A 12,497-nucleotide genomic window follows, 5' to 3' on the forward strand; every position below is an offset into this window, starting at 1 on the left:
GGCAGGCAAAGGGGGCTTGCGTCAGCCGGTGGTCTCGGTGCGCTTGTCGGCCTCGGACGGCTCTTCCGCCTCGGCCTCGGCTTCCGCTTCGGCTTCCGCCTCCGCTTCCTCCTGAGCGACTTCGAGACGGGCCTCGACCGCGACCGCCGTCGCCGTCGGCGAAAGCAGCGTGTAGGAGCCGGTCTCGTCCGCCGAAGGCGCTTCGCGGCGCGTCATCCGCCACGCGGCATAGCCCGCGATCCCGGCACAGAGCACCCCGATATAGAGGAAAAACCCGCCCGGTCCCATGACGCTCATGAGCCAACCGGTCACCAGCGGCCCCGCCACCGCACCAAGCCCGTTGATGAACATCAGCCCCGCCGAAGCGGACGCCATATCGGAATAATCGAGATAGTCATTCGTATAGGCGATCAGCAGCGAATAGAGCGGGTTGGCCACACCGCCGATCAGCGCAGCCCCGATCAGCAGCACCCAGAAGGGCGGGTTCGTCGCGAAGATCGCGAAGGTCACTACCGCACCTACAAGCGCCGCGCCCATGATCACGCGGCGCCGGTCCATCCGATCCGAAGCCCAGCCAATCGGATATTGCAGGAAGAGGCCGCCCACATAGATCGCCGCCACGAAGGCCGAAATCTGCTTCACGTTGAGCCCTTCAGCGGTGCCCCAGACCGAGGCCATGCCGAACATCGCCGAGATGATGCCGCCCAGCAGGAAGATCCCCACCATACCCAGCGGCGAGGCTTCCCAGAGCCGCTTGAAGGTCATGCGCTGGATCGTCTCGAAGCTGGGTGCGGGCGAGGCCGCGAGCAGGATCGGCGTGAAGGACAGCGACACCAGCACCGAGGGGATCACGAAGAGGAGATAGCCCGCCGGATCGCCCACGTTCAGCAGCGCCTGCGCCGTCACGATGCCGAACATCTGCATGATCATGTAGAGCGACAGCGCCTGCCCGCGCGTCTCGTTGGTCGAGCCCGCGTTCAGCCAGCTTTCCGCCGTGATATACACGCCCGAGAAGGAGAAGCCGATCAGCACGCGCAACGCCACCCAGGAGGGCCAGTTCGGGAAGGCGGCATAAAGGACGAGGATCGCCGAGATCAGTGAGCCGAGCGCCGCGAAGACCCGCACGTGACCGACGCGCGCGATCATCTCCGGCACCATGCGCGACCCGAACAGGAAGCCCGCGAAATAGGCCGACATGACGAGCGACATGTAGAAAGTGTCGATACCCTCGATCTTGCCGCGGATACCAAGCAGCGTGCCCTGCATCCCGTTGCCGACCATCAAGAGCATGATGCCCAGCAATAGCGGCCATGTCTGGCGCAGCACTAACAACATGTCTTGGACTCCCGGGGACTGATTTGGATTGCGTCGTGTCGCGGCATCTAGTCCGCAGCGGAGACATTTCCAAGCCCTGAAAGCGACTCTACGGAATTAGAAGCGACGCATCGCCGTAAGAGAAGAAACGATAGCCCGTCTTAACCGCATGATCGTAAATTTCGCGTATACGGTCCTGGCCCATCAAAGCCGAGACCAGCATCAGCAGCGTCGATTTCGGCAGGTGGAAATTCGTCATCAGCGCATCGGTGATGCGAAACTCGAAGCCGGGATAGATGAAGATGTCGGTGGCGTCGCGGAAAGGCACGATATGGCCTTTCGCGCCACCCTCGGCGCGCGCGGCGCTCTCGATCAGGCGCAGCGCGGTGGTGCCCACGGGAATGACGCGGCCGCCCGCCTGTTTGGTCGCGTTGATCTCGGCCGCCGCCTGTTCGCTCACCTCGCCCCATTCGGCATGCATCTTGTGGGTGGTGACGTCCTCGACCTTCACCGGCAGGAAGGTGCCCGCGCCGACATGGAGCGTGACTTCGGTGAACTCCACGCCCTTGGCGGCCAACGCCTCCAGCAGCTCGCGGGTGAAATGCAGGCTGGCGGTCGGAGCCGCGACCGCGCCGGAATGGCGCGCGAAGACGGTCTGGTAATCGCGCTTGTCCTCGTCATCGGGGGCACGCAGCGCCGCGATATAGGGCGGCAGCGGCATCGCGCCCGCCTCGGCCAGCGCCGCGTCGAAATCCTCGCCCGACAGATTGAAGCTGAGCCGCAGCTGGCCGTTCTCGATAGCCTCGACCCTGGCCGAGAGCGCGTCGGAGAAGACGATCTCCTCGCCCTCCTTCACCTTGCGCAAAGGCTTGGCCAGCGCCGACCATTCGCCGCCCGGTGCGGGTTCCAGAAGCGTCACCTCGACCTTCGCGACCACCTCGCCCTGCGCGCTTTGCCGGGTCCGGGTGCCTGCCAGCCGCGCCGGGATCACCTTGGTGTTGTTGAGCACCAGCCGGTCGCCGGGGCGGAAGATGTCGATCAGATCGCGCACATGGCGGTCGTGGATCGCATCGCCCTCGGCCAGCAGCAGCCGCGCCGCATCGCGCGGGCGCGCAGGCCGCGTCGCAATCAGCCCCTCGGGGAGCTCGAAATCGAAATCGTCTAGCTTCATCGTCAGCCTTATTCGCTCAGCACCTTGGGCGGCCCCGCCCGGAACAACTCGCGCAGACCGCCCGGCGCGAGCACCGAGAGCGGGTTGATCGAAACCTTCGGCGCATCGGAGCTTCCGCGCAGCGAGTAGTTGAACCCGAAAAGCCCCTCGCCTTGCTTGGAGATGACCTGACCGATCCCGTTCACGAGATAGAAAGGCGAGATCACGCCCTTCATGTTCAGTGTCTTCGATTGCGGGTAATAGTTGCCCGTCATCGTCACCCCCATAGAGGCCCCCACGGCGGCGCCCCGTGTGACACTCACCCCGTTGGGCGTCAAGCGGAAGGCTCCATCGACCGAGCTGAACAGGATGGCATCGCCGCTGAGCTGCTCCAGCAGACCGACGCCCGAGGCCGCCGACAGGAGCGAGGCCAGAACCGGCGCGTCCTTCACCCGCAGGTTTGCGACCGTGAGCTTGCCGTCATAGCTTTTCTGTCCCAGTGGCGTCAGCACCAGCGCGCCCTGCCCGCCGCGGGCCTTGGTGAAGATCCCGGTCGCCGCCAGCGCGCGGCCTGCGTCGCGGGTTTGCGCGCGCACCGAGACGCGCCCGCCTGCCGCCGGGATCACCGTGCCGTCGATCGGCGCGCTGCCGTTCAACTGCCCCTGGAACCGGCCCGAGAGACCGCCCCGCGTGTTGAAATCGCCCCGGAAGCCCGTCAGCGCGATGCCATCCGTGATCTGCACCCGGTCGAGCGACGCGCTGATCGCCGTGCCGGCACCGCCCGCGCTAGCACCCGCACCACCGCCCAAATCCGCCTTAGCGAGGTCCAGCCTGCCCGAGGTGACATTCACTTTCGGCGGGCGCGCCTTGCCCTGACCGATCAGATCGACGCTGCCGGAGAACCAGTTGCCGACGCTCAGGCTCGAGAACCGCGCCCGGTTCAGCCCGCCGCCCTTGTTCAAGGTGATGTCGCCCTGCGTCTTCAGCCCCGCAGCACTCAGCGACAGGCTGTCGACCTGCGGCGGAGCGCCAAGCGTGCCGGACATTTTCAGATCGCCCGCACTGCCCGGCGCTTTGCTCCAGCCGATTTCCGGGATCGACAGGCGGATCCCCTGCAACGCGCTCGCGAAGGTGAACCGCGTCGGTTGATCCTTGCGCAAATCAAGCGCGATACGGCCCTTACCCGAACCGCGCACCATGCCGTTGGGCAGCGCGATCCCCAGCCGTTCGAGCCCATCGGGGCTGACATCGACCGTGCCCGCGACCTCAGAACGCCCCTTGTTCTCGGGCCCGAATTTCTGCGTCCAGGCGGCATCGAACCCGACACCGGACAGAGTGCCCTTGCCCGAGATCGTCATCCCTTGGGGATCGGCCTTCAGCGTCAACAAATCGGACCGCAGCGACCGGTCGGGAACCAGCGTGTCGCTTTTCACCTCGGTCAGCCGGGCGGTCACGTCGAAATCGATCTCATCCTGCGGCACATTGGGCTTCAGCGGCAAGCGGATCACCGAGCGCGCCTCGGCCCAGCCCTGCGCCACATCGGTGCTCATGCCCGCCTTGCTGAGGAATTCGAATGGCGGCTGATCGAGCAGCGACAGGGCCGCCGGGATCGGCGAGCGCGTCATCAGCGTGACCTTCGCCGGAGCGGGCTTGATGCGGATATCGGGCACGATGAGCGACGAGCCCGTCACCTCGATGCGCCCGCCCGACGGCGCGGTCACATGCCCCTCCTCGACCTTGAGCGCCTGCCGCGTGTCGATGATCGTGGCAAAACCTCGGCCCTGCTGCACGGGCGGCAGGGTCTTGATGATCCGCACATCCGCGCCTCGGAACTCATAGCCGAGCGCCAGTTTAGGCTGCGCGCCCGGCACCAGCCGCAGCGCCACGCGGGCATTGCGCAACTGGCCCGTGGTCACGTTCTTCTCAAGCCATTCGCGGGTCTTCGGCACGACCGCCGGCGGCCAGAGCGCGAGCAGCTTGGTCTGGTCGATCTGGTCGATCCCGGCATCGAGCGCGACTTTCCAGCCGTCCTTTTCCGCGCTGACCTTGCCGCTCGCCGAGATCGTCGTGTCGCCCTGGTCGTTGAGTTCCAGCTGGCCGATATCGATGCGGAACGGATCGAGGTTCAGCCGGAAATCGACCGCGCCTTGTGCGAATTGCACCGGGCTCTCGAACAGGCCCGCCGGATCGAGCTGCAGATCAGAAATCGCGATCTGGCCGACGATCTTCTGCGGCACCCCGCCTTCGAGATCGCGCAGATAGGTGTGGCCCGCCGCTTTCAGGCGCAGCGCCCGGCTGTTGAGCGAAAGCGTCGAGACCTCGACGCGCTGCCGTTTCGGATCGTAGTTGAGATAAAGCTTGCCGTTCTCGATCGGGATCGGGTTCACGCCCTCATTGGGCCGGATCGCGCCGCGCCCGATCTCGAGCATCGCGTTCATCCCGGTCAGCTCGCCCTTGTCGTTGAGCCCCGAACGCAGTGCCCCTGAGATCGGCGCATCGAGCACGCCGAGCGCCGCGAGCGCCGGGGCCTGAACCGCCAGATCGCGCGCCGGAAGCGCAGTCACCGCGGCCCCGAAACTGGCTTCACGGCTGGCTTTCTGCGTGGTCATCGACAGCGCGACCTGCGCCGGTTTCGTCTGCCCGCTGCCCAGATCGAACCCCAGCGCGACCGAGATTTCACTGTCGCTTTGAGTCAGCTTGAAGCGGCCATCGGTGACCTTCCAGAGCCGGTCGAGCCGCTCGTCCATCAGCCGGATTTGCAGGTCTTCCGCGCTGATCTGCTGCAGCCGGGACAGCGCCGGAACCTCAAGAGTTTTTTCAAAGGTCTCAATGAGATCGGAAGCGTTGTTCAAGTCGATATTGGCGAAGCGATTGCCGCCACCGAAATCGAGATCCAGATTGCCGTCGGGCAGACGATGCAGCGACAGGCTCGCCCCGCGCAGCCGAAACGAGCGCGGCTCTATCCGCCCGCGCAGCAAAGGCTCCGCCCAGAGCGTCATGCGCAATTCCGGCAGGACCGCGATCGGCAGACCCGAGGGCCGCTCCAGCCGCACCGTGTTCAGTCGGATCCGGGGGCGGATGCCGTCGTCGATGTAAAGATCGATCCCGCCGGACAGCCGGACCCGCATCTGGCCTTGCAAGGCGTCATTTGCGCGGGTCTCGATGCGCGCGACGATCCATTGCGGCACGGCGACCGCGCGATGCGTGATGACAAGAAAGGCGCCGGCAGCCACGCCCCCAAGAAACAGGAAGCTGAGAACAAGAAGCAGACCGGTGCGGGCACGGCGGCCACGGCTCACCGGCGTCTCTGTCCCGGGCTGGGTCTCGGCTTCGGATTTGGGCGTCTCGGCATCGCTCAACGACGCATCGCTCGCCCTCTCGGGCGTGCCGGACGTTTCGCGACTATCGGGACGCTGTCTCTCCATACCGTTCGTCTTGCGCCCTTTGGATCGGGGCTTTTTCTCCCTCGGCGGCGGCGCGTGCCGACCCCGTCTCTTATGCCGGGCCCACCGCGCGCGGTCTTGCCCGGGTCTCCTGCCTCGTGGTTAAGTCTCGCGCAACCGGGCGTGGAAAGTAAGCCCCGAAACTGCAAGGAGGTTCCCCAATGATCGAGACAGGCGAAAAAGCGCCGGAGTTCACCCTTCCCGCTACGGGCGGCAAGAGCTTCGAAACGCTCGGAAATCCGATCACGGAAGACGGCAATCTGACACTGTCGGCCTTTGCCGGCCGTCGGGTCGTGCTGTATTTCTACCCCAAGGACAACACGCCCGGCTGCACCACCGAGGCGCTCGATTTCACCCGGCTCGCCCCGGATTTCGCCGAGGCCGGCGTCGTCGTCATCGGCATTTCGAAAGACAGCCTGAAGAAGCACGAGAATTTCTGCGCCAAGCATGATCTGGGCATCTATCTCGCCTCGGATGATGGTGGCGAGACCTGCGAAAGCTATGGCGTCTGGGCCGAAAAATCGATGTATGGCAAAACCTTCTGGGGCATTGTTCGCGCGACTTTCCTGATCGGCGCGGACGGCAACGTCGCGCGGGTTTGGCCGAAAGTGAAAGTCAAAGGCCACGCCGAAGAGGTGCTCGAAGCCGCCCGCGACCTGGGCTGAGCCGCCCCTCGGGCGCAGCGCCCCGCATGGCACCCCGGCGGGCGACAGATTTCGCGCCGCGGGGGCGTCGTGCGGCGCGCGCCCATCGGCAAGTGCGGATCACACCAACGTGACGCCCAGATGACCAGCTGGGACGAAACCGCCGGGCCACCCTCCCTTTTGGGCAGAAAACCGCTCATACCGCGCGCGCGAGGGAACCGTGACCAAATGCGAGGGGGAAAGAGGTTGCCCGGACCTGCCCCCCTTGGTAATCCCATTGCTCAAGGGCGGAGGACTTATCCACAAGCAGGACGGGTGCGCCGCCGCAAGTGACGTGCGGCCCCGTGGCCGCGCTTGATCCGCAACAAACACAGGACCGACCGGCTTGCCTAGACGCATTCTCGACCGCCTGAACACCCGTCTCGAGCGCATCCTGCCCGAACAGCGGCTGTTTCTGAAATCAGACAGCGCCACGCGGTTCGTCCGACTGCGCCCCCTCACCCAAGCGAGTGTACTGGCGATCGGCGCAGGCGTGTTCGTGTGGTCGATGGCCGCAACCTCGATGCTCTTCATCGACGGGATTTCCTCCGGCGGGGCCGAGCAGAACGACAAGGTTGCGAAACTCGCCTTCGAGCGTCGCCTCGACGCGCTCTCGCAAGAGCGCGACGCCCGCGCCGCCGAAGCCCTTGCCGCACAGGACCGTTTCCAGACCGCCCTCGAGCAGGTCTCGAAGATGCAATCCACGCTGCTCGCCTCGGAAGAGCGCAAGCGCGAGCTGGAAACCGGGATCGGCGTGATCCAGGCCACCCTGCGCCGCACCATGGACGAGCGCGACACCGCCCGGCTCGCGTTGGCCAAGGCCGAGGGCAAAGGCCCAGACGCGGGTCCGACGCCGATCGCCCGCGCCGAGGACATGGAAAAGACGGTCGATATGCTGTCCACCGCGCTCGGCGAGACCGCGAAGGAACGCGACACGGCGAATGCCGATGCCAAGACCGCGCAGCTGCAGATGGACAAGATCGCCCTGCAGAAGCGTCTCCTCGAACAGCGCAACGACGAAATCTTCACCACGCTCGAAGGGGCGGTGAAAATCTCGATGGAGCCGCTCGACAAGGTCTTCAAACAGGCCGGCATGGACCCCGATCACGTCCTCAAGGAAATCAAACGGGGCTATTCGGGCACCGGCGGGCCGCTCTCGCCGATCTCGCTCTCGACCAAGGGCACGGCCGATCTCGATGGCGACACCGCGCGCGCCGAGAACATCCTGCGCAAGCTCGACGAGATGAACATGTATCGCATCGCCGTCGACAAGCTGCCCTTCTCGATGCCCGTGAAGGCGCATTTCCGCTTCTCGTCGCCCTTCGGCTGGCGCTGGGGCCGGATGCATGAGGGCGTCGATATGGCCGCCCCGATCGGCACCAAGGTCTATGCTCCTGCCGATGGCGTCGTGATCGCCGCCGAGCACGAGCGTGGCTACGGCAATATCGTCAAGATCCGCCACGAGTTCGGCATCACCACCCGCTACGGCCACCTCAACAAATTCCACGTGAAAGTCGGGCAAAAAGTGTCGCAAGGCGAGTGGATTGCTGATATGGGCAATACCGGACACTCCACGGGACCGCATCTGCACTACGAGATCCGGCTCGGAGGCAAGCCAATTAACCCGATGACCTTCATCAAGGCTGGTAAGAATGTTTTCTAAATCGAAAATCCATGAACCGGGCCCCAAGGCCGACGGCGACAAGCCCAAAACCGGTGAGAGCTCGACCACTCCGAGCCGCCCGACGTCCAGCTCGAGCGACTACACGCCGAGCGCCGCGCCGCGCTCGAAGCCCGCACCCTCGGTTCTCTCCTCGGATCTGACCATCACCGGCAACGTCAAGACGACCGGCGACATCCAGATCGAAGGCACCGTCGAAGGCGACATCCGCGCCCATCTGCTGACCGTCGGCGAAAGCGCCACGATCAAGGGTGAGATCATGGCGGACGACGTCGTGGTCAACGGCCGCGTCGTGGGCCGTGTGCGCGGCCTGAAGGTGCGCCTGACCTCGACCGCGCGCGTCGAAGGCGACATCATCCACAAGACCATCGCCATCGAAAGCGGTGCGCATTTCGAAGGTTCGGTGCAGCGTCAGGACGACCCGCTGCAAACTGGTCAGGGCACGCGGAAACTCGCGCCCCCGGCCTCCGAGACCGCCGCCGCAGCGCCGGCGCCGACGGGGTCGGAACAGAAATAAAATCAGGCGATAGCCAGAGCAGGAGGGGCGGCCGATCGGGTCGCCCTTTTATTTTGCGCCGGTACATGCGGCGAGGCGGGCAACAGGGGCGCTGCCCCTCTTCGCATCCGCGAATTCACCCCGGGATATTTCGACCAAGCCGAAAACACGGGATATTCTTTCGGCTTGGCGGAAATATCCCGGGGGGCGCGCGCAGCGCGGGGGGCAGAGCCCCCCTAGACCTACCCTCATAGAAAAGCGCGCCGCGTGGGAGTGCCACGGGCGCGCCAGGTCAGAATGGCGGGGCAATCGGGCCGGGTCGGCCCCTGCCCCGCGCGGTTTATTTCACGACCGTCTCCGGCCCCATCGCCATCGTCGGCAGCCAAGTCGACAGGAATGGCACATAGGTGACCAGGATCAGGAAGACGAAGAGCACGGCGAGGAAGGGCGCGGCCGCTTTCACGACCCGCATGATCGGCATCCCCGCCACCCCGGAAGTCACGAACAGGTTTAGCCCCACCGGTGGCGTGATCATCCCGATCTCCATGTTCACCACCATAATGATGCCGAGATGGATCGGATCGACGCCCAGCTCGATCGCGATCGGGAAGACCAGCGGCGCGACGATCAGGATCAGGCCCGAGGGTTCCATGAACTGGCCGCCGATCAGCAGGATGATGTTGACGATCACGAGGAACATGATCTTGCCCAGACCCGCACCAAGCAAGGCCTCGGTGATCTTCTGCGGGATCTGCTCGTCGGTCAGGACGTGCTTCAGGATCAGCGCATTGGCGATGATGAACATCAGCGTGATGGTCAGCTTGCCCGCCTCGAACAGCGTATCGCGCGTGCCCCTGTGCCAGATCGCGGTGAAGATCGCCTGCGGCTTCTTCAGAAGCGAGGTTTTCTGCTCGCCCTCGTCGAGCGGGCCCATGTCGCGATAGATGAAGTTCGCGACGAACCACGCATAGACGGCGGCGACGGCAGCGGCCTCGGTGGGGGTGAAGATGCCGCCGGTGATGCCGGGAATGCCGTAGAGGCCGACCATGATGATCGCGATCAGCATCAGGCCCCAGAACGCGTCGACGAAGCTTGCGGCGACTTCGCCCCAGCCTTGCCACTCGCCTTTCGGCAGGTTGCGCTTGATCGCGAAGAACAGGATCGTGGCCATCAGCATCACGCCCGCCAGAAGGCCCGGAATGACGCCCGCGAGGAACATCCGGCCCACCGATACGTCGGTCGCCGAAGCATAGACCACCATCACGATCGACGGCGGGATCAGGATGCCGAGCGTGCCCGCGTTACAGATCACGCCAGCGGCGAAATCCTTCGAGTAGCCCACCTGCCGCATCGCCGCGATGACGATGGAGCCGATGGCGACCACGGTCGCGGGCGACGAGCCCGAAAGCGCGGCGAACAGCATACAGGCGAAGACGCCCGCGATGGCCAGACCGCCCGGCAGGTGGCCCACCACGGCGATGGCGAAGCGGATGATGCGCTGCGCCACCCCGCCCGTCGACATGAAGCTCGAGGCGAGGATGAAGAACGGGATCGCCAGCAGCGTCGCGTGGTTGTCCATCGCGTCGTAGAGCGACTGGGCGATGGAGGCGAGCGAGGCGTCCGAGAAGATCAGCAGGAACAGCGTCGACGCGAGACCCAGAGAGACCGCGATCGGCACGCCGATCAGCATGAAGCCGATCACCATCACGAAAAGGAACAGGATATCCATGCCTCAGTCACCCTTGTTGATATGGGCCACGTCGGCCACTTGGTCTTCGGCTTCGTGGCTCACGATCAGCGCCGCGCGGCTGCCCACGGCGACCCCGATTGCCGCCTGCACGAAGCGGATCAGCAGAAGCGTCACGCCGATCGGCAGGATCAGGTAAGGGATGAAGCGCGGCAGTTTGTCATAGGCCTCGCCCATGTTGAACCGATCCCCCAGCCAGACGGCGAGCCAATGCGCGATCGGCACCTGATCGGTCTCGTAGAAGGCGCGATCGCGGGTGTCCTGAAAGCCCGTCGGGAACCAGCGGCCCGAGGTCTGATCGAAGCCCGCGAAGGGGGCCCAGTAATCCCATGCGCCTTTCAGCAGCAGCACCGCGTAGAGAATGCACAGGCCCGCCGCGACGAGGCTCATGGCCTTACGCGGCCCTGGGCGCAGCATGTTGATGATCGCGTCGACGCCGAGATGCGCGGTCACTTTCACCGCGTAGCTCATGCCCAGCAGAACCAGCCAGGCGAAGAGGATCAACGTCGTCTCCAGCCCCCAGATCAGCGAGGAGTTGAAGACGTAGCGCAGCACGACATTGACGAAGGTGATCACGGTCATCGTGCCGAGGATCAACGCAATCAGCGTCTCCTCCAGATGATGGATCGCCCGCGAAAACCCGTTGCGCGGCTCATAGCGCTGGCTCATGGCTCACTCCGGTCTGAGGTCGAGAGTTGAAAGTGGCGCGCGCGGATATGTGGGGGGCCGCGCGCGCCGTGAGATCGGGCAACGAGTGGGGGTCGTCGCCCGTCCGTTCGGATCAGTGCTTGGCGTTGATCGCCTGCGCTGCGTCGATGTTTTCCTGACCGACGTCATCCTTGAACTGGTCCCAGACCGGCTTCATCGCATCGACCCATTGCTGGCGCTGCTCGGGCGTCAGTTCGCGGATGGTCGCACCGGCATCGAGGATCGCCTGACGGTTCTCTTCGTTCACCTGATTGATCGCGGCGTTACGCTCTTTGGTGACCCCGTCGAGGATCGACTTGATCTGGTCGCGCATTGCCGGGTCGAGGCTGTCCCACCAGTCGACCGAGGTCACGACCATGTAGTCGAGCAGGCCGTGGTTGGTCTCGGTGATACCGTCCTGAACTTCGTAGAACTTCTGACCGTAGATGTTCGACCAGGTGTTTTCCTGCCCGTCGACAACGCCGGTCTGCAGCGCGCCATAGACTTCCGAGAAGGCCATCGGCTGCGGCGACGCGTCGAGCGCTTCCATCTGCGCGATCAGCACGTCGGAGGGCTGCACGCGGAACTTCAGACCCTTGGCGTCGCCCGGCACGAGCAGCGGCTTGTTGGCCGAAAACTGCTTGAGGCCGTTATGCCAGAAGTCGAGGCCCAGCAGACCACGACGCACCATCGCCTCTTTCATATTCTGACCGATGTCGGAATTCTGGAATTCGTCTACGGCGTCCATGTTCTTGAACATGAAGGGCAGATCGAAGATGCGGTATTTTTTGGTGAAGGTCTCGAATTTCGAGAGGCTCGGCGCGGCCATCTGCACGTCGCCCTGCAGCATCGCCTCGAGCACCTGGTCATCGTTGTAGAGGGTCGAGTTCGGGTAGACCTCGACGCAGGCCTTGCCGTCCATCTCTTCGTTCACGCGCTTGGCGAACAGCGCAGCCGCGATCCCTTTCGGGTGCTTGTCGGTATTGGTGACGTGGCTGAACTTGATGACCATCTCGCCTTCGTCGCAGCCCGTCGGATCGGCCATTGCGACCGAAGCCGAAGCCATGAGGGCGAGCGCCGAAACGGCGGCGGTAAATTTCTTCATAATGTCCTCCCGGAATTCATGTCACGCCGGTCCTCCCCGGCATTGGGGTCAGCAGAAAGCCGCCGAGAGATCCGATCAACTGTTTCGTGAAACTCTTGTGAAAAAGTCATTATCTGTTCGAAATCAGGATCTTAGGAGGAACGCTTCATTAGGACGCGCGGAGGTGTGTGCGAAATCCCGCACAGATAGAT

General features: G+C 64.4%; 9 protein-coding genes. 3 read left to right on the forward strand and 6 right to left on the reverse strand.

Annotated elements, in window-relative coordinates:
* Positions 1-21 precede the first annotated feature (21 nt).
* From BMI91_RS01385 to BMI91_RS01395, 3 genes are all read right to left on the reverse strand, one after another.
* Positions 22-1,335: an MFS transporter gene (locus tag BMI91_RS01385; protein ID WP_078603737.1), complete on the reverse strand. Its 1,314-nt coding sequence runs from the start codon at positions 1,333-1,335 to the stop codon at positions 22-24.
* Between the two features lie 88 nt (positions 1,336-1,423).
* Positions 1,424-2,485 (reverse strand): tRNA preQ1(34) S-adenosylmethionine ribosyltransferase-isomerase QueA, encoded by a 1,062-nt coding sequence (queA, locus tag BMI91_RS01390; protein WP_078603738.1) that lies wholly within the window; start codon positions 2,483-2,485, stop codon positions 1,424-1,426.
* A gap of 8 nt (positions 2,486-2,493) precedes the next feature.
* Complete coding sequence (locus BMI91_RS01395) at positions 2,494-5,889, reverse strand: YhdP family protein (protein ID WP_078603739.1); 3,396 nt, start codon at positions 5,887-5,889, stop codon at positions 2,494-2,496.
* A 179-nt stretch (positions 5,890-6,068) separates the two neighbouring features.
* Between BMI91_RS01395 and BMI91_RS01400 the strand changes: the two genes are divergently transcribed.
* From BMI91_RS01400 to BMI91_RS01410, 3 genes are all read left to right on the forward strand, one after another.
* Positions 6,069-6,572 carry a peroxiredoxin gene (locus tag BMI91_RS01400; protein WP_078603740.1) on the forward strand — a complete coding sequence of 168 codons (504 nt, stop codon included), beginning with the start codon at positions 6,069-6,071 and terminating at the stop codon, positions 6,570-6,572.
* A gap of 364 nt (positions 6,573-6,936) precedes the next feature.
* Positions 6,937-8,253: a M23 family metallopeptidase gene (locus tag BMI91_RS01405; RefSeq protein ID WP_078570329.1), complete on the forward strand. Its 1,317-nt coding sequence runs from the start codon at positions 6,937-6,939 to the stop codon at positions 8,251-8,253.
* Positions 8,243-8,788, forward strand: a complete 546-nt coding sequence (locus BMI91_RS01410) for a bactofilin family protein (RefSeq protein ID WP_078570328.1) — start codon at positions 8,243-8,245, stop codon at positions 8,786-8,788. Before BMI91_RS01405 ends, BMI91_RS01410 begins: the two co-directional genes overlap by 11 nt.
* A gap of 319 nt (positions 8,789-9,107) precedes the next feature.
* Here BMI91_RS01410 and BMI91_RS01415 read toward each other — a convergent pair whose 3' ends face one another.
* The 3 genes from BMI91_RS01415 to BMI91_RS01425 form a co-directional block, all read right to left on the reverse strand.
* Entirely contained in the window at positions 9,108-10,496 is a 1,389-nt protein-coding gene (locus tag BMI91_RS01415) for a TRAP transporter large permease (protein WP_078603741.1), read from the reverse strand.
* A 3-nt stretch (positions 10,497-10,499) separates the two neighbouring features.
* Positions 10,500-11,183 carry a TRAP transporter small permease gene (locus tag BMI91_RS01420; protein WP_078599231.1) on the reverse strand — a complete coding sequence of 228 codons (684 nt, stop codon included), beginning with the start codon at positions 11,181-11,183 and terminating at the stop codon, positions 10,500-10,502.
* A 112-nt stretch (positions 11,184-11,295) separates the two neighbouring features.
* On the reverse strand, positions 11,296-12,306 hold the full coding sequence (locus BMI91_RS01425) for a TRAP transporter substrate-binding protein (protein WP_078603742.1): 1,011 nt from the start codon (positions 12,304-12,306) through the stop codon (positions 11,296-11,298).
* Between the last annotated feature and the right edge of the window lie 191 nt (positions 12,307-12,497).

This window comes from Thioclava sediminum, assembly GCF_002020355.1.
In the GTDB taxonomy this organism is placed as follows: Bacteria; Pseudomonadota; Alphaproteobacteria; order Rhodobacterales; family Rhodobacteraceae; genus Thioclava; species Thioclava sediminum.

Excerpts from the sequence above, each read along its gene's own strand:
- BMI91_RS01385 (WP_078603737.1), bottom strand. The coding sequence starts at position 1,335 with ATGTTGTTAGTGCTGCGCCAGACATGGCCGCTATTGCTGGGCATCATG.
- BMI91_RS01415 (WP_078603741.1), bottom strand. The coding sequence starts at position 10,496 with ATGGATATCCTGTTCCTTTTCGTGATGGTGATCGGCTTCATGCTGATC.
- queA (WP_078603738.1), bottom strand. The coding sequence starts at position 2,485 with ATGAAGCTAGACGATTTCGATTTCGAGCTCCCCGAGGGGCTGATTGCG.
- BMI91_RS01395 (WP_078603739.1), bottom strand. The coding sequence starts at position 5,889 with ATGGAGAGACAGCGTCCCGATAGTCGCGAAACGTCCGGCACGCCCGAG.
- BMI91_RS01410 (WP_078570328.1), top strand. The coding sequence starts at position 8,243 with ATGTTTTCTAAATCGAAAATCCATGAACCGGGCCCCAAGGCCGACGGC.
- BMI91_RS01420 (WP_078599231.1), bottom strand. The coding sequence starts at position 11,183 with ATGAGCCAGCGCTATGAGCCGCGCAACGGGTTTTCGCGGGCGATCCAT.
- BMI91_RS01425 (WP_078603742.1), bottom strand. The coding sequence starts at position 12,306 with ATGAAGAAATTTACCGCCGCCGTTTCGGCGCTCGCCCTCATGGCTTCG.
- BMI91_RS01400 (WP_078603740.1), top strand. The coding sequence starts at position 6,069 with ATGATCGAGACAGGCGAAAAAGCGCCGGAGTTCACCCTTCCCGCTACG.